This window comes from Marinococcus halophilus (genome assembly GCF_900166605.1).
In the GTDB taxonomy this organism is placed as follows: Bacteria; Bacillota; Bacilli; order Bacillales; family Marinococcaceae; genus Marinococcus; species Marinococcus halophilus.
Genome location: NZ_FVZD01000006.1, coordinates 904,336 through 923,592, shown reverse-complemented (window position 1 = coordinate 923,592; position 19,257 = coordinate 904,336). Strand labels below are relative to the sequence as shown.

The following is a 19,257-nucleotide window of genomic DNA, read 5'->3' as shown; positions in this document are numbered from 1 at the left end:
AAAATAACTCCCCAGCACCAGCCGGAGAGTTATTCATTTACGTTCTATGGCATTTAATACAACTCACTTAATGCATCTTTAGTAAAAGGCACGAGGTCTTCCGTTCTGCCTTCCTGCATCTTTTTCGCCCACGCCGGATCCGTTAACAGCGGACGGCCGACAGCGACCAGGTCAAATTCACCGTTTTCCAGCCGCTCGACTAATTGTTGGATGTCGTCGTTTTCTGCTTTTTCAAAGCTTGTAAAAACGCCGTTCAGCCCTACAGAGCCTACTGTCACGGACGGCTTGCCGGTTAAGTACTTTGTCCAGCCGGCAAGGTTAAGGGAAGAACCATCAAATTCCGGTTCCCAGAAGCGTCGGGTAGAGCAGTGAAAGACATCCACGCCTGCTTCAGACAACGGCTGCAGGAATTGGGAAAGTTCATCAGCCGTAGCAGCAAGCTTGGCTTCAAAATCAGACATCTTCCATTGCGAAAACCGGAAGAAAATAGGGAAATCCTCTCCTACCGCACGGCGGCACGCTTCGATTACCTCCACGGCAAACCGGGTCCGTTCCACGAAATCGCCTCCGTATTGATCCGTGCGTTTATTAGTTTTTTCCCAGAAAAACTGATCAATTAAATAACCATGAGCCCCGTGGATTTCAATGCCGTCAAAGCCAATACGCTTCGCTGCTGCTGCCGCATCCGCATAGGCCTGTATTAGCTCTTGAATTTCTGTTTCCGTTAATGGCTTTGACACTGCTTCCCCGCTTAACGCTAAACCGGAAGGCCCAATAGGCATCGCCTCAGGGTTCGGTTCTGCTCCGACCGGCCGGGTCATACCTACATGCCAGAGCTGGGGGATGATTTTGCCCCCCGCTTCATGCACTGCGTCTACAACCTTTTCCCATCCTGCCAATGCACTTTCTCCGTAAAAAGCCGGAACTCCAGGGTCTTCTACGCTCGCCGGGTGATTGATGCCGGTGCCCTCTGTTACGATCAGTCCCACGTTGTTTTCAGCACGCCGCCGATAATAGGCTATCACATCTTCATTTGGTACGCCCCCCGGAGAGAATCCTCTTGTCATCGGAGCCATTACCGTTCTGTTTTCAAGATGCAGATCTTTTATCTGAAAGGGTTCAAATAACGGAGCCGCTGCCTGCTGATTAGATGCTTCCTTTGTCATTATTACAACTTCCTTTCTGCTGTCACCATATATTAAGTAGTATGCAAAAATCAGTATGCACGCATCGTTTTTCCAAATGCAACTTATCCGCTCAACCTCTGTATTTTTTTGATGCTAATTTACCGGAACTCGTTTGCATTCTACTGAAAAGTGGTATTACTTACTAGACTACTTACATAGGTACAAATACCTTAAGGAGGACATAATATGTCAGATAAAGCGACAAAAATCATTCAGGAATCGCTCGATGCCCTGATGCAGGATGATACTTTTCTTCCCGACTATGAGGGTCAGGAGCGTGAAACGGCTTTTTCCTCTCTCATCTCCATCCTTTCCACTCCCAACCACGTACACAAATCATTTCTCCGTGTGCCCCTTCAAAACGGTGAAGTAGTACGGGTTCCTGCCTACCGGGTGCAGCATAACGACACGATGGGGCCTTATAAAGGCGGTGTGCGTTTCCATGAAAGCGTGAATGAAGATGAGGTCTCCTCTCTTGCTTCTCTGATGACCATTAAAAACGCCCTGCACGACGTGCCGTTCGGCGGCGGTAAAGGCGGTATCAGCATCAATCCGAAGGATTTTTCTAAAAAAGAATTAAACCTTATATGTAAAAAGTACGTACAGTACTTTAACGACGTGATCGGGCCGGATAAGGACATTCCCGCTCCGGACGCCGGCACAAGCGCCAGGGAAATGGACTGGATGATGGCAGAATATAAAAACATTAATCCCGGAATTCCGTACCGGGGCAGCTTCACCGGTAAAAGCGTAAAAAACAGCGGCTCCCTCGGTAGAAGAGAAGCCACAGGCAAAGGTGTTTATTTCAGTCTTCGCTACCTGCTGCATGATTTTTTAAAGAATCGGCGCGATGAATTTCAAACATCGGAAAACAAGTTTTTTAAAACAGCTCTTGAATTTTACGACCGTCCATTATCTATAGCCGTCCAAGGGTTTGGCAATGTTGGCTCAGTAACCGCGATGCAGGCATACAATTGCGATTACCTCGACACGAAGGTCATTTCCGTCAGCGACCACAATGTGACTCTTTATAATGAAGACGGACTCGACATCCCGGCTCTTCTCGACTTTGCCAATGACCATCATGGAGACCTTCCTACTACGGAGGAAGAAATTCATGACCTTGGCATTAGTGCAGAGCTCCGTGACCGTGACGATATTCTTTCTCTTGAAGTAGATGCTCTGTTTTTCGCCGCTCTTGGCGGAGTTATTAATAAAGATAATGTTCAGGACGTTAGAGCTTCCATTCTTATTGAGGGCGCCAACTCCCCTATCACTACTGAAGCAGACGCTATTTTAGCCGAACAGGGGGTTGTAATTATTCCTGATATCCTCGCCAACGCCGGCGGTGTGATCGTCTCTTACTCCGAATGGCTGCAGGGCCGGGAAACGTTGTATTATTCCGAGGAGCAGGTGACGAAAATTTTGTTTGATAAAATGAAAGAAACGATGGACCGCGTGCTCCCTGAATTTTTTGGAGACCCTTATGCCCTCCGTCAAAACTGTTACATTCATTCCATTATGTCGCTTTGTACAATGCTCCATATTCGCGGAAAATTATATTAATTTAACAAATGAAGACCGTGCAGATGCGCACGGTCTTTTCTGTAAAAAATGCCCCAGACTTTCCAAGCTGGTTGGAAAGTCCGGGGCTCACTGTTTTAGGACAGCTTTAGCTGCCCAGTTTTTGAACAAACTCTTTTGCCACTGCTTCTGTCGACTGCGGGTTTTGTCCAGTGATCAAAAAGCCGTCGGATTCCACGTGCTCAGTCCAATTCGGTGCTGTGACGAATTCAGCTCCAAGCTCACGAAGACGACTCTCAAGTAGAAAAGGCATGTGTGCCGTAAGTCCGGTATCTTCTTCCTCGGCATCTGTAAAGGCGTTCACCCGTTTACCCGAAACAAGTGGTTCCCCGTTAGAGAGTGTAACGTTAACCAATGCTGCCGGGCCGTGGCATACGGAAGCCACATATTTATCCGCTTCATAAAAATCCCGGACAAGTTCCTGGACTTTTTGGCTTTCCGGCAGGTCAAACATCGCTCCGTGGCCTCCAGGAATAAAGATGGCATCAAAATCCGAAGCAGAGACGGTATCCACCTTCACGGTCTCTTCGAGATATTTTTCTGCATCCAGAATTTCCTGGCGCGTTTCCTGCTGCACACTGCCTTCATCGATAGGCGGCTTCCCGCCGTCTACGCTTGCGATCGTTACATTATAACCTTTATTTTGAAATTCAATATATGCTTCCGCAAATTCAGAAAGCCAAATACCGGTTTTTGCTTCATTGTTCACTTTGGAATGGCTTGTTACAACCATTAATACATTTTTTGCCATGACGTTTGTCACCCTTTCCAAAATTATCTTCTGAGTAAGCCCGAAAGAATGTCTGAGGCTTTTTCTTTCCTTGCACCTTTTTAAACATTCTTTTCGCTAATGCAGATCCCATTGTAATCGTATCTGGGATCCATGCAAAGCAATCTGCTCACATTCAGCCGTTCCACTGCAGCAGCTGGGCGCCTGTTAAAAAGATAATTGCGATACCCATCCAAATGAGAAGCAGGGGGAAATAAAATTTTACCCATTTGTGCCAGGGGACGCCCGCAAGCGCAAGAGTGGCCATGAAATAACCGGATGTAGGAAAAATAATATTCCCTAAACCGTCTCCCAGCTGGTAAGCGAGCACTGAGGTCTGCCGGGTTACTCCGAGAAGATCCGAAAGCGGAGCCATAATTGGCATCGTTACGAGCGCCTGGCCGCTTCCTGATGGCACTAGGAAATTGAACAGAAACTGAATGACAAACATTCCCCCAGCGCTCAGTACAACCGGCATGCCGCTTACCGCTGTCCCCAGTCCGTGAACAATGGTATCCATGATTTGCCCTTCCTCCATGACTACGGCTACCGCTCTTGCCACACCTACAATCATCGCCCCGGCCAGTACGTCCCGAAAGCCTTCGTTGAAACCATCACATACCTGAGACGGTGTCAATCCTGCAATCATACCCACTACAATACCCATGATGATGAACAATCCAGCCATTTCAAGCATAAACCATCCCTGGGCAAGCACACCATAAATAAGTATTCCAAAAAATATGAAAATAAACATGGAAGCAACTTTCTGACGCTTATGAAAAATATAAGCCTTTGTGTCATCCGTATGCAGATACAGTGATCGTTTTTCTTCGTCTTCCTTATAGGTCAGACTCAATTCCGGCCGCTGTTTCACTTTTTTCGCATACTTAAGCACCCACAGGATTCCAATAACAGCCAGTGTAAGAAACAAAGCAATACGAACCCCAAGCCCTGAATACAGCGGAACGTCAGCTACCTGCTGCCCAAGCCCCGTATTAATGGGATTTAAAAAACCAGCTGTAAAACCTGCAGTGGTCGCTATTAACGCAATAGCCGCGGCAGTTACCGAATCGTACTTTAAGGCAACCATTAGAGGCAAAATAACAGGTACGTACACTAGACTAAGCTCCTGCGTACCTATCAGACTGCATATAAAAGCAAATACAAACATTAGTACCGGCACTATCGCAAGACTCTTGTTTGAAAATTTCCGCGTTAGCCGGTCCACGGCAATTTCAATTATACCGGTGCGGCGCAGCACCATAAACATACCGCCAATCACAAAAGTAAAGAATACCACTTCTGCTGCTGCAACCAGTCCATTTGGCACTGCAAGCATAAAATCAACAATACCTATTGGATCCGAAGCAATCTGTTGGTATGATTCCGGATCTATTGTCGTTCTCCCTTCGGGTCCTGGGATCTCTTCAAATGTACCGGCAGGGATTATGTAAGTAGCGACTGCTGCCAAAGCAGTAAACATAAATAAAATCACATAGACATGAGGCATATGAAACCTGCTGCTTTTTTCAGGGTGGGGCTGCGGCTTCTCCGTCTCTTCTGCGTGTTCTTTCATTTTTTCACCTTCTTTGAATTTCTTACGTTTTATACTAGAGAATTCAAAGACAAAGTTCATTGGTCATTCTGATACAAATCCGAAACTTTTTTCAGGCATTTTCACTAATTTTTATCGCTCTGCTATTGTTCTTTCGCAGATAATATAACAACCACTGTAGATGTTTCAAAAAACTCCCATAAATAAAAAAAGCATGCCGCCAAAGCAGCATACTTTTCGTTTATTTCGAAGGACGTTCCCGAAGTTCTTCCCCGTTCTTTCCTTCATAACGACGTCCCCACCCGGTAATCGCTGCAAACAGCATGATTAAAACGAGAAACCAGCCCTGAAAGACGAAGGGAAATACTGCGGTCGGCTCTACTACCGGCAGCCAGCTGTACTGCTCCTGCATGGTCTGAATTGTCGACCAGCCTAGCAGCACCGGCGCTCCCCATGGAAAAATATAACCAAGTGCCGACGTTACTGCGTCCAGCAGATTGGCCCGGCGATAACGGTGGATACCATATTTTTCGCCTATGTCCCGCACGAACGGGGCTGCTGCAATTTCTGCAGCTGTGTTAATGGTAATAGAACTGTTCAACAGAGCCACAATCCCCCACATTGACAGCTCTGCCCGGCGCACCGAATGTTTGATCCAGCGCACCAGTCCGTTCGTAATAGCCTGCATCGTGCCGCCAAGTCTCATCAAATAGGCTGCTGCTACAATTAATAAAATCAGGATAGCCATATTTACATAGCCGGTAATTCCATCGACCAACGCTCCTTCGACCACAGCATCTGCTTCAGGATTAAAGCGAATAATATCTGAAAATGAGCCAAGGCCGGAAATAACCACTAATGGAATGGCTGATACAATTCCCCACGTTAACGAGGTGATTAAATGCTGGCCGGATAAAGCCAGTAAAAGAACGAGCAGAAACGGCAAAAGCATAATCAACCCGCCCGGCGAAACGTCTTCCACTGCATTTGCCGTTGAAACGCCAGGAACAGCACTGCCGCCCCCACCGCCAAAAACTGCAAATAACACTGCACTTGGGATAGCTGCTGCAATGGCGTATTTGAACCTGCTGCGCACTACCCCCGGCACATCCGCATTCTGCGTCGTCGCTGAAACGATCGTAGTATCTGAAACAGGGGCAAGATTGTCACCAAAAACTGCTCCAGCAAGTATCGCAGCAAACAGCAGTACCGGATCTGCTCCGGTAGCAACACCAGCAGGGAACATCAACGTACAAAACGCCACAGTCGTACCGTAGCCGGTGCCTACTGCTGTAGAAAAGACTGCAGCAAGCAGAAAGGTCACGGCGGTGAACAGGCCGCCGGTTACTCCAGTGGCTATCCCTGTCCAGACAAGCCCTTCCACTAAACCTCCCACCTGCAGCACCTGGGCGAACATACCTGCATAAAACCAGGCAACCATAGCGATTACGCCAATAGGCTGAGCCAGTCCGTCAAACAGGCCCTGGGCATAGTCTGCCCACCGGCTTTTACAAAACAGCATTCCCAGGGTCAAACCAATGACCGCTCCAAGGACCAGTCCAATTTCAGAGGACAACTGAAGGACGCTGGTAGTGATTGCCCAGACAACAAAAAACAATAACGGCACTGCAGCACCGAAAGCCCCGATCCTGAAGTCCAACGTTTCGATAGATTTGGCCCCTACGGCTCTTTCTAACTTTTCTTCTTGTTCTGCCATGTATAAAACTCCTATGTAAAAAATTATTCAGCACGGAAACCATTTTACCACTCCAGTGCCTGTTTGTAATGGACAAACGTACACCTTGAAAAGAATTTTCCCTATCCAAAAATAGCTGCTGATTTCAATAGCAGCTATCGAGTCCTGCACCTGCGGATTTTTCGCAAGCAGTGCAGCATATTATTCATATTGTTTAAGGCATAAGTACCTTTAAGAACAATGAAGCATAACCTTGCAAACAATCAAGACCCGCATTAAATGCTTGTAGCTTTATGCAGAAGTCACCTTACATCTAATATTTCGCCATTATTTTACAACAAGCACTGGGTGTCGTATTTGTTCCACGATTTTTCTGCTGACGCTGCCTATTACCATTTTTTGCAGCGGATTTAGTCCCCTGCTTCCAACAACAACACAATCAAATTCATATTCATTGGCATATTCACTGATGGCTGCCGCCGGCTCCCCGTGCAGCACTATTTTTTCTGTTCTTATTCCTTCTGCATTCAGCCGTTCGACCGCAGGCTGCAGGATTTCCTCTTCATTCTGCTGATGAATATATAATTCATGCTCACTCAGCTTGCCTGGTTTTGGCTGCGCGGAGCTGGTGGCATATACCACCTCTACATAAACTTCTGCGAGCTCCGGCGCGATGCTCTCAATTGCTTTTTCCACCGCGCGGGCGGAATGATCAGAACCATCTACTGCAATTAATAATCGTTTAAACATAGAAACGCCCCCTCTGTTACTTCACTTTCGTTTTTTCTGTTCTAACATATTGTTCCCGGTTTTCTGCCAGTTTATACAGCTTTTGTTTTGCTTTGACGGCAGAAGTCGGACACAGCATAAATACTATTGATTGTTTTACTTTAACATACCATATTTTTACGTATTAATATTCAGGTCGCTTTTCTCCTGCGCTTGCTTTCATGATATGGTAGAGAAAATATTACAGAGAGGGAGTTTCACGTGGGATATGTAGAAAACTTAAGGCACCTCGTCGGCAAAGAAACAGTTATTCTTGTAGGTGCTCTCATCATTGCAGAAGACGACGATGGACGTATTCTATTACAGGAAAGAACCAGTCCCCCGGGAAGTTGGAGCTTTCCTGGAGGCTTAATGGAGCTTGGGGAAACAGCCGAAGAAACAGCAGTACGGGAAACCTTGGAAGAAACCGGGCTCCGCGCCCAGGGCCTCCGTCTCTTTAACGTGTATTCCGGGGAGGATACATTCGTGGTGGCACCAAACGGTGATCCTTTTTACTGTGTTATTATCGTCTACACTGTGGAAGAGTTGGAAGGGGCTATCCAGCCTGACCCTGAGGAATCAGCCTCGGTCGCTTTTTTGAATCCTTCGGATCTTCCCGAAACAATTGTTAGCGGCCAGCAGACGGTGATGGAGGATTACCTGCGCACCAGGTATCCGGGCGATACATAATATAAAAAAGCAAGCCTTCTCCCACTGGAAAAGGCTTACTCTTAAATATTATTATAGAGGGTTTCTGCGGTGTTTATTCCGTTTTGAATACAGGCACCAATGCCTACCCCGTAATACGAAGCTCCAGCCAAGTAAACCCCAGGATATTTTTCTTCCAGCATCCTTTCGAGCTGGTCGACCGCTGATTTATGCCCGATATGATAATTTGGCATCAACTGTTCCCAATTTGTTACTTCAAGGCTTGTTGGCTGCTGGTCAATGTGAAGGCTTTTCTTTAGATCCTTCAACGCTGTCTGTTTGATCTGCTCTTCTCCTCCTGTCTGCATTCGTTCATAGGCAGGCTTCGAGCTTTTGTAGAATAATCGTACAAGCACATTTTCCCCTTTCGAAGTATGGGCCCATTTCCGGTTGCTCCATGTGCACGCATTGCATTCAAGATCACTGTCTTCAGAAACGATAAACCCTGTCCCGTCTTTTGGCAGACTGTCCGGAGGCAGGGAAAAACCAGCGTACACGCTTAAAAGAGAAGAGCTTTGGAACTGATTAAACATTTCCGTCAGTTCTTCGTCCTGCAGTATACGCGAGGCAGTCTGATGAGGAGCCGCTATGACTACGGCATCTGCCTGCAGACGTTCTCCGTTATCTAGCTGCAGCTGGTACGCTTCCTCTTCCTGCTTAATATAATTTACACATCGCCCCAGCAGCACCTCTGTTCCGGTTAATTTTGAAAGAAGCGCTTCTGGAAGTGAAGACAAACCATTTCGAAATGAAATAAATTTTTTGCTGCCTCCCGAACCAAACGTTTCTTTATTCTTGGCGATCCCCCGCATAATACTTCCAAATTCATTTTTATAGTCCACCAGGTATGGCAGCGTCGATGCCATGGTAAGCGAATAAATATCTCCGGAATACACCCCGGATAATACTGGCGCGATTTGGTTTTTTACTAGTTCACGACCGAGAAAGGCTTCAAGAAACTCTCCTACCGAACTTTCTTTCGTGAATTCTTTATTCTTTTTCACATAGTCTCCAAGCGCCTGCCATTTTCCTCTCCAGGAAAGAAGCGGACTTTTCAGGAGTGATTTCGGGCCCGGCGGGATACCGAAAACCGCATCCCTTGGCAGCGGATAAAGCTGGTCTTTTACATACAGGTACGACACTCCGGTACTGTTATAAACCATTTCTTCTTCGAGACCTGCTTCTTCAATCAACGGAAGCACCGCCCCGTGCCTGGCTACGACAGAGTCAGCCCCTGTCTCCATAATGAAGTCTTCATGATGCACAGTTCGTATTTTTCCGCCTGCTTTATTTTCTTTTTCTACAAGGGTCAATTCAATATTGCTGCTGCTTGCCAGTTTCCATTTCTGCAGGTAATACAGAATAGTAAGCCCTGTAATCCCCCCGCCAACTACGGTAATACGTTTCATCAGTCTTCCTCTTTTCTGCTTTCTAACGATTTTATATTCTTCCTAAAATTATGCCGCCGTTCTTCATTTGATGCAAATATATAAAATATTTGCATGCATACGTTTACAAATGTTTACAAAGAGATAGGAACAGGTATTGGTATCAGGCTGACATCTGCTATGGTTGAAAGGAGAAATAACTATGGGAAAACTAAACGGAAAAACAGCTATTATAACTGGTGCTGCGAACGGAATTGGAAAGGCTACAGCTGCGGTGTTTGCCGAAGAAGGAGCAGAAGTTGTTTGCGCTGATGTGAATGAAAACGATTTGCTTGATACTGTCTCCTCCATCAATAATAATAATGGCCAAGCTGCTTCTGTTAAGCTTGACGTTTCAAGCGAGTCAAGTGTGCAAGAGTTTGCAGAGCACATGAAAAGCAATTACGGCACTATCGATATTTTATTTAACAACGCTGGTGTTGATCAGGAGGGCGGCAAGCTTCATGAATACCCGGTTGAATTATTCGACCAGATTATGAGTGTCGATTTGCGGGGAACCTTTTTAGTGAGCAAATATATAATACCGTTAATGCTTGAAGAGGGCGGTGCTATTATCAACGTCTCTTCTATGTCCGGTCTCGCTGCTGACCTGGACCGTTCAGGCTATAACGCGGCTAAAGGCGGTATCACAAATATGACAAAGGCGATGGCAATTGATTACGGCCGGAATAAAATCAGGGCGAACGCCCTCGCCCCAGGGACTATTGAAACTCCGTTGATTGATGATCTTGCCGGGAGCCAGGAGCAAGAAAGCGGCCGGCAGTTCCGCGAGGCACAAAAATGGGTGACACCGATGGGGCGGCTTGGAGATCCCCGGGAAATGGCTACAGTAGCCCTTTTTCTTGCCTCGGATGACAGCTCTTTTGTTACCGGTGAAACTATTTTAGCTGATGGCGGCTTGATGGCCTACACCTGGCCGGGAAAAATGCTGTTTGAACAAGGATGGAAAGAGAGTACCGAATAGCTCATCATAACTAAGAGCCGCTGTATGCCTATGGACATAGAACGGCTCTTACATTTTTCTATTCAATTTGTTTGTTACAAAGCTGTATGTGTAAATGTCAAGCTTCATCGTACGTATATCGCACTACATATTTATTGGAGCGCAGCTTTCTTATTTCGACGAGCGGACCCAGTTCATATCCATTGTGCCAGTTTTCTTCCAGCTTTGCTTTGAGACAGCCGGCCTGAAACTTTGAGTGAAACGTTTTTTTCCAGTATATCCAACGTGGTTTGGTTTCCTGCACTAGAATTTCTACTCCTTTATCATATATTTAAATTTGTTTTTTCTCTACATATTGTACTCTCAATTGCTTTATTTGTTAAGTATAACAATCATTCGCACAAAAACCCCACAGCCAAATAACTGCGGGGTTAATCATTTTATTTTCAGCCGATCAGTTCTTCATCTTCCCGGTGCTTGATCTGCCTGCTTGTTCGTTCTTCTTCCTTATCACGCATCCGGTGGGCAAGACGCGCAGAAGCACTCGAAGCAATGCTTGCCACCAGATCATCCAAAAAGGTATGCACTTTGTCTTCGCTTGTGTCCAGTTCGTTAATAATACCGTCTTTTGCTTTGTCCAAATATCCAAATGTGGTGACGGCTATACTGCCAAAGCCAAATACTGAACCAAGTGCTACTGTTTCATCAATGCCAAAAAGTCCTTCGTCCGTATCAACCAGGGATTGCAATGGCTCAGACAGCTGATTATTTTCAGCCAGTTTATCGATTTCTACGCCCACTAATATAGCATGCTGAATTTCCCTTTTATACAATACAGCATCCACGCTTTCCAAACAGTCATCCATCGTCAGGTTGGGCGCATATTTTGCTTGCATATTATATACGATGTCGGCAATGTCTTGCAGGGTGACGCCGCGCTCCTCGAGCATGTCTCTTGCTGCTTTTTCTACTTTTTCGCTTGATACTCTTTCTTTAGTCATATTGCTGCCTCCTTTATCGAGTGCAATCCGGAATACATAAAAAGCCCTTAAAATTATGTTACAATAGCTATTGCAACAATAAGAAACTCCACTAATATTATTTCCCTATGAAAGGATTGTGAAACGTCATGGACAGTACCCAGCAGGATATCACATTTCACAGCGAAATATTGGATCACTCATTTGATTTACGCATATACACCCCGGATGGATTCACTCCTATGTCTACATATCATTTAATCATCGCCCAGGACGGCAAGGATTACTTCCGGCTTGGCCATCTAGTACGCTACGCCGAACGGGCTATGGAGGAAGGAGCTCCCGACATAGTAATCGCAGGTGTCCCCTATCCCTCTGTACGCCAGCGCAGAAACTGGTACCACCCTGATGAAGACGGCCATAATAATTATCTTCAATTTATGGCATCAGAACTCCTTCCATTTATGGAAAAAGAATATCACACAGAGCCTTCGCCCGAAGCACGGACGCTGCTTGGTGATTCCCTCGGAGGGACGGTATCCTTAATGGCTGCTTTGCGTTATCCTAACATTTTTCAGCGGATTGTAATGCATTCCCCGCTTGTAAACGAAACGGTGTTCAGCGCCCTGAAAAATTCAGAAAAGTGGCCTACGTTTACAATGTACCATACTATTGGCACTGAGGAGCAGGAAGTAGACACGACTGCCGGTACGGTCGAAGATTTTCTGAAGCCAAATCGGGAGTTGTATGATTATCTTTCCTCCAAAGCCTCCAACTATTATTATAAAGAGCTCGAGGGCGGCCATTTGTGGAAAGTATGGGAACAGGACGTACTTCATTCGCTTGCTTACATGTTTGACATCGAATTAGATTGAGAAAGGACTGCTTTGAATGATTGAAGTTTATGAAGTCAGTAACAGACAGCAGCTTGAGGACGCATTCCGGGTACGTTTTGACGTTTTCGTCGAGGAACAGAATGTGCCCGAGGAAGAAGAAATTGATGAATTTGAAGAAGAAGCCGTCCACTTTGTTGTATATGACGGCGAGAAAGCAATCGGAGCATCGCGGCTTCGGTTTGAAGAGGACTACGCTAAAGCGGAACGTGTATGTATTTATTCCTCCTTCCGTGGGACCGGAAGCGGCCGTCTCCTTATGCAGGCCATGGAATATAAAGCAATGGAAATGGAAAAGCCCGTTATGAAGCTCAACGCACAAAAATATGCTTCCGGTTTTTATCAATCCCTCGGATACGAAGTGACGTCCGGAGAATTTATGGATGCCGGCATCCCCCATGTCGAAATGAAAAAGTCAATTAGCTGGTGAGCAGAGATGCTCACCTTTTTTTCGTCTTCGACCTTCGTACCTTTACCCTTTTTTCTCCCCGCTGCTTTCGTATCCACTTAATAAAACGCCAAATCTTTTCATCCCCCCTCAGCTGTTCGATCGTGTTCAGTCTTACGGCCAGCTCTTTATTACTATATAAAGCATGTACCTGGCGGTGACAGGCTTTGCACAGCCAGGCAGTTGTACCATGCGTTCCTCCTTCGTCTTTTGGGACCAGATGGTGCACTGTGCGTTCGACATCTTCTCTTCCGCACAGCTCGCACGTGCCCACTGATTTCGCCTGTTTCAATTACTTTCCCTCCTTTTTCGTAATAAAAAGAGAACTGCCGGACGGCAGCTCTCTCAGGCAAGCGTATGAATGCGCCGCCCTTTTTTATTTTCTTCTTTTAAAATACGCTCATGCCTTTTTTCAAGCGAACGATACGCTTCCTGCTGCTCACTCGAATACCGTTTCGGTTCTACCGGCTGTACCCGCTGAACGCGGTGCATTCCCGGTTTTGCCGGCGGTTGCTGACGGTTGGCATAATGAACGGCTGAGGCATTAATATATGGGACTACAAGTGTCATGTTCAGAGCCTCCTCCACTGTTTATAAGCATGGATTGCTGAAAAAATGATCACTAGTATTCTTTACCCTATTTTCCATATATTAAGCATTTCAGGCCATTATTTAATCGTAATAATACCGTCTTCCTCCGCCCGGACCGTTTTTCCGCTTTCTACGCTGACAGTATATTCTTTATCCAGATTGGTGAACACTACCGGTGTCGTTATAGAAGCTGCTTCCTGGCGGATTTTCTCAAGGTCAGCTTTCACAAGTATATCTCCCTGCTTTACTTTATCATTTTCTGCGACATAGACCTCGAAGCCTTCCCCTTTCATATTAACTGTGTCCAGACCGATATGAATGAGAATCTCTGTGCCTTCATCCGTCTGCATGCCTACAGCGTGTTTTGTGGGGAATACAGTAGTAATAGTGCCGTTGGCAGGAGCATGGAAGGTACCTTCTTCCGGCACAATGGCAAATCCATCCCCCATCATTTTTCCGGAAAACACTTCATCCTCCACTTCATCGATACGGATCAGCTGTCCGGCGGCTGGGCTTGCAATGGACATGGTCTGGATATCTTCAGCAGAAGCAGTAGCCATTGCTGTAGCCGCTGTTTCTTTTTCTGCTATCGGTTCAGGCGTTTTCCCTGCAATAACGTCCTGCATCTGGGACTTAATTGCATCTGATGTTGGACCAAAAATGGCCTGGATGTTGTTGCCGACTTCCATCACGCCGGAAGCGCCGAGGGCTTTGAGCTGGTCTTTATTCACTTTATCTTTTTCATTGACGGTAATCCGGAGCCTTGTGATGCAGGCATCCAAATGTTTTAAGTTCTCCTGGCCCCCAAATGCGGCGATGATTTCTCTTGGCAGTTCATCGTCAGAAGCTGAACCAGACATTCCAGCGGCACCTTCTGTGGCAGCTTCGCGTCCTGGAGTCATCAGGTTGAATTTTAGAATCGCAAATCGGAAGCCGAAGTAATAAATTAATGCAAAGCATAGTCCAACCGGAATAACGAGCCACCATTCTGTGCGGTTTGGTACAATCCCAAAGAGCAGAAAGTCAATAACCCCTCCGGAGAAGGTCATCCCAATCTTGACATCAAGCAGCTGCATGATCATAAAGGAAAATCCGGCAAAAATCGCGTGAATCGCAAACAAAAGTGGCGCTACAAACAAGAAGCTGAATTCAAGCGGCTCAGTAATACCTGTCAGAAATGACGTTAATGCCGCTGAACCCATAATACCTGCAACCATCTTTTTATTTTCCGGACGGGCACAGTGGTAAATTGCAAGCGCCGCAGCTGGAAGACCAAACATCATGAACGGGAATTTCCCAGTCATGAAAGTTCCGGCAGTAAACGGCACCCCGTCTTTCATTTGTTCAAAGAAAATCCGCTGGTCGCCTTGGACCGTTTCTCCCGCATCGTTCACATAGCTCCCAAATTCGAACCAGAACGGTGAATAGAAAATGTGGTGCAGGCCAAATGGTACGAGAGAACGCTCCAGCACACCGAAAATAAATGCGGAAAGTGTTTGATTTGATTCTGTCACATATAGAGACAGGGAATTCAATCCGCTTTGGATCGGCGGCCAGACGAGTGTCAAAGCAGCACCGATAACCAGACCGCCGACAGCCGTAGCAATAGGCACAAACCTTTTTCCTGCGAAAAATCCTAAGTAGGTTGGCAGATTAATATTATAAAAGCGCTGGTACATCATTGCTCCTAATATACCGGCGATAATCCCTCCAAACACCCCTGTCTGAAGTGTAGGGATACCTAATACTGACGCGTAACCCGGCTCTTCGAGCATATCTGTATTTACACTTAATAATACGCTCATCGTAACGTTTATAATCATAAAGCCGATCAGAGCAGCAAGAGCTGCAACTCCGTCTCCTGCCAGGCCGAGTGCTACACCGACCGCAAATAACACCGCTAAATTATCAAATACTACCCCGCCGGCTTCCGACATCAGCTCGGCGATTAATTCTGCCGGTGCAGAAGTCAGAAATGGCAGCAGTTCGATCATCTGATCTTCCTGCATGGCAGTACCGATAGCAAGAAGCAGGCCGGCTGCTGGAAGAAGGGCCACCGGAAGCATCAGGGCGCGCCCGATACGTTGAAGTACACCAAATGATTGTTTCCACATATGTATCTCTCCTAACTGTTTTTTTGGAAGGCTCGTAATTGACCCCAGACCCCAGCGCATAAAAAAAGGCATGAGAGATACACTAATCGCGCGGTCCCAAAGAGACAAGAAGCTGCTTCTCCCTTTGGTTTAAACGCGATCAGCATTCTCTCATGCCTGCTTTACCAGTAACACGGAACACTAGATCAATATTTTCGTTTCGATGAAAGCCTTTGCAGATGAATGGTTAAATAAACGGCTTCGCCTTCTGGTATCGTCGTCTGCAAAGCACGCTGCATCGTTCGTATGAGCTTCCAGGACAAATTATAGCAGAAGGGGTACTCGGCCTGCAACATTTTTTTTAATGGTTCAGACACCTCTTCAAACTCACCATTCCTTACCCTTGCGACAGCCTGCTGCAGATGCCGGAAAAGCCGGCGGTGATCTAAATCCTCCGGAGACAGCTGAATGTCAAGAGCCCGCTCTACCATTACCGTCATATCCTTAACCAGGCGCGTATAAGCGCTCACCTGGTCAAGCGGTGTTCTCGTCACTGCCCCGTGCAGGTGCAGAGCAATAAACCCTTTTTCTTCTTCCGGAAGCCGCACTCCTGTCCACTGTTCAATTTCGTCAATGATCCATCCAGCCGCACGATATTCTTTTTCATAAGCAAGCTGCGTTTCTTTTAAAAATGGATTGCTGATTGTGAGACCTTTTCTTGTTCTCTCAAGTGCAAAGCTGAGATGGTCCGTTAACGCTACATGAATGTGTTCTTCGAACGTTTCCGCCCACTCGGCTTCAAGCACCTGCAGAATTTCTGTCATACATGCGATAAAGGTCTCGTCGACATGTTCGATTAACTGTCGGTACTGTGTCTGTTCGTTTTCATTTCTCAGTATGAAAAACTTTTCCGGCGCATTAGCATCAATGAGGTCCCCCGGGCGTTTAGAAAAACCGATCCCCCGCCCGGTTAGAATAACTTCTCCGTAGTCCTCATGTTCTGCAATAACAACGTTATTGTTTAACCCTTTGATTACTTTCATCTTTTACCACCATGTTCCTGCAGCTCTGATTTACATACCGTATGCGTGATAGCCCCCGTCAACGTGGATAACTTCACCTGTGATCCCACTCGACATTCCACTCATCAGAAAGGCCGTGGTGTCCCCGACTTCTTTTTGAGTAACCGTACGCCGCAGCGGAGCGTGCTCCTCCATAGCCTTGATAGTATCGTTAAAGCCAGAGACGCCTTTAGCTGCCAGCGTACGAATCGGACCGGCTGAGATGGCATTGACTCTAATGTCATCTGCGCCCAGATCATTTGCCAAATAACGGGTGCTCGCCTCCAAAGACGCCTTCGCTACGCCCATAACGTTATAATTTTTTACGATCCGCTCTGCCCCAAGGTAGCTCATCGTTACAAAAGAACCGCCCTCTGTCATCAAATCGAACTCCTTTACAGCCTTCGCTACAGCCGTAAAGGAGTACGCGCTGATTTCCTGGGCGAGCAGAAAACCTTCGCGTGTAGCATTTAAATATTCCCCTTCGAGCTCTTCTCTTTTCGCATAGGCAAGGGAATGAACGACACCATGAATGGTTCCCGCTTCTTCTTTAATTTTCGCAAAGCATTCCCGGATCTGCTCGTCATTGGTGACATCACACTGCACAACGAGCGGTTCTTTCTGTTCCAGCGAATCCGCCAATTTTCTGACGCTTTTTTCGGTACGCTGCTGCCCGTATGTAAATACTAAATCAGCCCCTGCTTCTGCCAAGCTTTCAGCTGCTCCCCACGCTATGCTTCTTTTATTGGCAACGCCCATTACGACAAACGTCTTTCCTTCAAGTGATAATTGCATCTTTGTCTCTCCTTTAGATATGATTATACCAGCATCAAATAATTTCTTTACCTTTATATCATTGAACAGCCGGGCTGTCCAACAGCCTTTATATTTCTTCGGGAAGGAGGGCTTTGACTGTATGTCCAGGCATCTTGACTTTATCAGCGACATCCATGGCTGTGCACAAGAGATGAAAGTGATGCTTTCTGCGCTCGGCTATGAGCATCGTCAAAATTATACGCATCCCAATGGACGCCAGCTCGTAATCGTTGGCGATATTACTGATCGCGGGCCGAATTCTATAGAGGTTATCCGCGTGACGGACCTCATGGTAAAAAACGGAAATGCCCTGTATCTGCCCGGAAACCACTGTGACAAACTGTACCGCTGGTTTTTAGGCCGCCCAGTTCAGGTTGGTCATGGCCTCGAGCAAACCATCCAGGAATGGAAAGCACTCCCCCCGGACGAGCAGCAAAAGGTTAAGCAGAAGTTTATGGACTTATTTGAACAAGCACCGCTGTATCAGCTGTTCGACGATAGAAACGTTCTTGCTTCCCATGGAGGCATGCAAAAGGAGCTGATCGGCCGGACAGATCGAAGAACCCGGAATGTCGTTTTGTATGGACCGACGAAACTAAATGGCCGGCGCGAGCCAGAGCGTATAGATTGGGCTCCTTCTTACAGCGGCAGGCCATTCATCATTTATGGGCATACTCCCGTATGGGAAGCAAGACTCGTTGGCCGGACGTTAAACATTGATACCGGCTGTTCATTTGGTAACAAGCTTACCGCCTACCGGTATCCGGAGCATGAATTCGTAGAAGTGCCCTCCACCCTGCCACTCCAGCCGGATCACTTAAACACCTTTAACCGCTGATAGGCCAGAAAATCACTCATATCTTCAGGCAGAGGAGCTGTAATGGTAATCATTCTTTCCTGGACCGGATGAAAAAATTCCAAACGGCAGGCGTGCAGCGCCTGTCTTTTCATGTACCCGTCTTTATTTCCGTACAGTGTATCTCCCGCAAGCGGGAATCCCGACGCAGAAGTATGCACCCGGATTTGATGTGTCCGGCCGGTTTGCAGCCCAAGCTTTAAAACAGTATGCTCAGGCAGTAATTCGAGAACCGCTGCGGAGGTTACGGCTCTTTTTCCATCGGGAGCTGCCACTTGTTCAATCAGGCTCATCGTGCTCGGGCGGAGTGGAAGATTTATACTTGTAAGCTCCTCCGGCCATTCTCCCTCGACCACCCCAATATATTCTTTAGACCCCGTATCCATATGCTTTTCCATGCGGGAGTGGGCATATGCATGCAGGGCGAACGGTACAATGCCACTTGTACCGCGGTCCAGCCTGGACACCGGATGAACAGCAGACTGCATGCCTTTATTTCGCAGATAACCGGCAAGTCTTCCAGCCAGTGATTCCTCCCCCTCTGCTCTTCCTGGAAGTGTCGGCAGCCCCGGCGGTTTATTGACTACTATCACGTCTTCGTCCTCATACAGCACATCCATGGGCTCCAGGGACTCTTTAAAATGCGGCGGTATATTCCCGGGTGGAATCTTTATCTGCAGTAGGTCCCCGGCACTCAAATAGTCGTTTCCACGTCCTGCTTCTCCATTGAGCTGCAGATAGGGATTATCTATTTTTTTCCACACACGCCTCGAGACATCTTTGTATTGGCTCAAAAACTTTTTCACTGTACAGCCTTCCGCATCGGCAGGAACACTCCATGTAATCGTCCGCATCCTT

20 protein-coding genes are annotated in these 19,257 nt (G+C 46.8%); 6 read left to right on the top strand and 14 right to left on the bottom strand.

What is annotated here, in order from left to right:
* Positions 1–53: 53 nt before the first annotated feature.
* Positions 54–1,166: an NADH:flavin oxidoreductase gene (locus tag B5066_RS10765; RefSeq protein ID WP_079475923.1), complete on the bottom strand. Its 1,113-nt coding sequence runs from the start codon at positions 1,164–1,166 to the stop codon at positions 54–56.
* Positions 1,167–1,373: 207 nt separating this feature from the next.
* Between B5066_RS10765 and B5066_RS10760 the strand changes: the two genes are divergently transcribed.
* Positions 1,374–2,753 (top strand): Glu/Leu/Phe/Val family dehydrogenase, encoded by a 1,380-nt coding sequence (locus tag B5066_RS10760; RefSeq protein ID WP_079475922.1) that lies wholly within the window; start codon positions 1,374–1,376, stop codon positions 2,751–2,753.
* Positions 2,754–2,859: 106 nt separating this feature from the next.
* Here the strand turns inward: B5066_RS10760 and B5066_RS10755 are convergent, their stop codons facing one another.
* The 4 genes from B5066_RS10755 to B5066_RS10740 form a co-directional block, all read right to left on the bottom strand.
* Positions 2,860–3,522 (bottom strand): type 1 glutamine amidotransferase domain-containing protein, encoded by a 663-nt coding sequence (locus B5066_RS10755; RefSeq protein WP_079475921.1) that lies wholly within the window; start codon positions 3,520–3,522, stop codon positions 2,860–2,862.
* 154 nt (positions 3,523–3,676) lie between these two features.
* Positions 3,677–5,119 carry a YfcC family protein gene (locus B5066_RS10750; RefSeq protein ID WP_218669542.1) on the bottom strand — a complete coding sequence of 481 codons (1,443 nt, stop codon included), beginning with the start codon at positions 5,117–5,119 and terminating at the stop codon, positions 3,677–3,679.
* 220 nt (positions 5,120–5,339) lie between these two features.
* Entirely contained in the window at positions 5,340–6,815 is a 1,476-nt protein-coding gene (locus B5066_RS10745; RefSeq protein WP_079475920.1) for a Na+/H+ antiporter NhaC family protein, read from the bottom strand.
* Between the two features lie 306 nt (positions 6,816–7,121).
* Entirely contained in the window at positions 7,122–7,544 is a 423-nt protein-coding gene (locus B5066_RS10740) for a universal stress protein (RefSeq protein WP_079475919.1), read from the bottom strand.
* A gap of 240 nt (positions 7,545–7,784) precedes the next feature.
* Between B5066_RS10740 and B5066_RS10735 the strand changes: the two genes are divergently transcribed.
* Positions 7,785–8,252, top strand: a complete 468-nt coding sequence (locus tag B5066_RS10735; protein ID WP_079475918.1) for an NUDIX hydrolase — start codon at positions 7,785–7,787, stop codon at positions 8,250–8,252.
* A 41-nt stretch (positions 8,253–8,293) separates the two neighbouring features.
* Here B5066_RS10735 and hemG read toward each other — a convergent pair whose 3' ends face one another.
* Positions 8,294–9,679, bottom strand: coding sequence for a protoporphyrinogen oxidase (hemG, locus tag B5066_RS10730; protein ID WP_079475917.1), 1,386 nt, complete (start codon positions 9,677–9,679; stop codon positions 8,294–8,296).
* 181 nt (positions 9,680–9,860) lie between these two features.
* Here hemG and B5066_RS10725 point away from each other — a divergent pair, with 181 nt between their 5' ends.
* The gene (locus B5066_RS10725; protein WP_079475916.1) at positions 9,861–10,682 is read left to right on the top strand and encodes an SDR family oxidoreductase; all 822 of its coding nucleotides are present in this window, start codon (positions 9,861–9,863) and stop codon (positions 10,680–10,682) included.
* A 97-nt stretch (positions 10,683–10,779) separates the two neighbouring features.
* Here B5066_RS10725 and B5066_RS10720 read toward each other — a convergent pair whose 3' ends face one another.
* Positions 10,780–10,965 carry a hypothetical protein gene (locus B5066_RS10720; RefSeq protein WP_022795241.1) on the bottom strand — a complete coding sequence of 62 codons (186 nt, stop codon included), beginning with the start codon at positions 10,963–10,965 and terminating at the stop codon, positions 10,780–10,782.
* Positions 10,966–11,107: 142 nt separating this feature from the next.
* Positions 11,108–11,662 (bottom strand): phosphatidylglycerophosphatase A family protein, encoded by a 555-nt coding sequence (locus tag B5066_RS10715; RefSeq protein WP_079475915.1) that lies wholly within the window; start codon positions 11,660–11,662, stop codon positions 11,108–11,110.
* 128 nt (positions 11,663–11,790) lie between these two features.
* Between B5066_RS10715 and B5066_RS10710 the strand changes: the two genes are divergently transcribed.
* The gene (locus B5066_RS10710; RefSeq protein WP_079475914.1) at positions 11,791–12,516 is read left to right on the top strand and encodes an alpha/beta hydrolase; all 726 of its coding nucleotides are present in this window, start codon (positions 11,791–11,793) and stop codon (positions 12,514–12,516) included.
* A gap of 19 nt (positions 12,517–12,535) precedes the next feature.
* Positions 12,536–12,964: a GNAT family N-acetyltransferase gene (locus B5066_RS10705; RefSeq protein WP_179124148.1), complete on the top strand. Its 429-nt coding sequence runs from the start codon at positions 12,536–12,538 to the stop codon at positions 12,962–12,964.
* A 10-nt stretch (positions 12,965–12,974) separates the two neighbouring features.
* Here the strand turns inward: B5066_RS10705 and B5066_RS10700 are convergent, their stop codons facing one another.
* The 5 genes from B5066_RS10700 to fabI all read right to left on the bottom strand — a co-directional run bounded on the left by B5066_RS10700 (position 12,975) and on the right by fabI (position 17,522).
* Positions 12,975–13,274 carry an HNH endonuclease gene (locus B5066_RS10700; protein ID WP_079475912.1) on the bottom strand — a complete coding sequence of 100 codons (300 nt, stop codon included), beginning with the start codon at positions 13,272–13,274 and terminating at the stop codon, positions 12,975–12,977.
* Positions 13,275–13,327: 53 nt separating this feature from the next.
* Entirely contained in the window at positions 13,328–13,552 is a 225-nt protein-coding gene (locus B5066_RS10695; protein WP_079475911.1) for a hypothetical protein, read from the bottom strand.
* A gap of 98 nt (positions 13,553–13,650) precedes the next feature.
* Positions 13,651–15,687 (bottom strand): glucose-specific PTS transporter subunit IIBC, encoded by a 2,037-nt coding sequence (ptsG, locus tag B5066_RS10690; protein WP_143745424.1) that lies wholly within the window; start codon positions 15,685–15,687, stop codon positions 13,651–13,653.
* Between the two features lie 185 nt (positions 15,688–15,872).
* Positions 15,873–16,709: a glucose PTS transporter transcription antiterminator GlcT gene (glcT, locus tag B5066_RS10685; protein WP_079475910.1), complete on the bottom strand. Its 837-nt coding sequence runs from the start codon at positions 16,707–16,709 to the stop codon at positions 15,873–15,875.
* Positions 16,710–16,739: 30 nt separating this feature from the next.
* On the bottom strand, positions 16,740–17,522 hold the full coding sequence (fabI, locus tag B5066_RS10680) for an enoyl-ACP reductase FabI (RefSeq protein ID WP_079475909.1): 783 nt from the start codon (positions 17,520–17,522) through the stop codon (positions 16,740–16,742).
* A gap of 121 nt (positions 17,523–17,643) precedes the next feature.
* Here fabI and prpE point away from each other — a divergent pair, with 121 nt between their 5' ends.
* Positions 17,644–18,381 carry a bis(5'-nucleosyl)-tetraphosphatase PrpE gene (gene prpE / locus B5066_RS10675; RefSeq protein WP_079475908.1) on the top strand — a complete coding sequence of 246 codons (738 nt, stop codon included), beginning with the start codon at positions 17,644–17,646 and terminating at the stop codon, positions 18,379–18,381.
* Here prpE and B5066_RS10670 read toward each other — a convergent pair.
* Entirely contained in the window at positions 18,357–19,253 is an 897-nt protein-coding gene (locus tag B5066_RS10670; RefSeq protein WP_079475907.1) for an RluA family pseudouridine synthase, read from the bottom strand. The two genes, prpE and B5066_RS10670, sit on opposite strands and share 25 nt — an antisense overlap.
* Between the last annotated feature and the right edge of the window lie 4 nt (positions 19,254–19,257).

What these genes read in the sequence shown, in the direction of transcription:
- B5066_RS10760 (WP_079475922.1), top strand. Translation starts at nt 1,374, where the DNA reads ATGTCAGATAAAGCGACAAAAATCATTCAGGAATCGCTCGATGCCCTG.
- B5066_RS10740 (WP_079475919.1), bottom strand. Translation starts at nt 7,544, where the DNA reads ATGTTTAAACGATTATTAATTGCAGTAGATGGTTCTGATCATTCCGCC.
- B5066_RS10750 (WP_218669542.1), bottom strand. Translation starts at nt 5,119, where the DNA reads ATGAAAGAACACGCAGAAGAGACGGAGAAGCCGCAGCCCCACCCTGAA.
- glcT (WP_079475910.1), bottom strand. Translation starts at nt 16,709, where the DNA reads ATGAAAGTAATCAAAGGGTTAAACAATAACGTTGTTATTGCAGAACAT.
- prpE (WP_079475908.1), top strand. Translation starts at nt 17,644, where the DNA reads ATGTCCAGGCATCTTGACTTTATCAGCGACATCCATGGCTGTGCACAA.
- B5066_RS10765 (WP_079475923.1), bottom strand. Translation starts at nt 1,166, where the DNA reads ATGACAAAGGAAGCATCTAATCAGCAGGCAGCGGCTCCGTTATTTGAA.
- B5066_RS10755 (WP_079475921.1), bottom strand. Translation starts at nt 3,522, where the DNA reads ATGGCAAAAAATGTATTAATGGTTGTAACAAGCCATTCCAAAGTGAAC.
- B5066_RS10670 (WP_079475907.1), bottom strand. Translation starts at nt 19,253, where the DNA reads ATGCGGACGATTACATGGAGTGTTCCTGCCGATGCGGAAGGCTGTACA.
- B5066_RS10715 (WP_079475915.1), bottom strand. Translation starts at nt 11,662, where the DNA reads ATGACTAAAGAAAGAGTATCAAGCGAAAAAGTAGAAAAAGCAGCAAGA.
- B5066_RS10745 (WP_079475920.1), bottom strand. Translation starts at nt 6,815, where the DNA reads ATGGCAGAACAAGAAGAAAAGTTAGAAAGAGCCGTAGGGGCCAAATCT.
- B5066_RS10710 (WP_079475914.1), top strand. Translation starts at nt 11,791, where the DNA reads ATGGACAGTACCCAGCAGGATATCACATTTCACAGCGAAATATTGGAT.
- hemG (WP_079475917.1), bottom strand. Translation starts at nt 9,679, where the DNA reads ATGAAACGTATTACCGTAGTTGGCGGGGGGATTACAGGGCTTACTATT.
- ptsG (WP_143745424.1), bottom strand. Translation starts at nt 15,687, where the DNA reads ATGTGGAAACAATCATTTGGTGTACTTCAACGTATCGGGCGCGCCCTG.
- B5066_RS10725 (WP_079475916.1), top strand. Translation starts at nt 9,861, where the DNA reads ATGGGAAAACTAAACGGAAAAACAGCTATTATAACTGGTGCTGCGAAC.
- fabI (WP_079475909.1), bottom strand. Translation starts at nt 17,522, where the DNA reads ATGCAATTATCACTTGAAGGAAAGACGTTTGTCGTAATGGGCGTTGCC.
- B5066_RS10695 (WP_079475911.1), bottom strand. Translation starts at nt 13,552, where the DNA reads ATGACACTTGTAGTCCCATATATTAATGCCTCAGCCGTTCATTATGCC.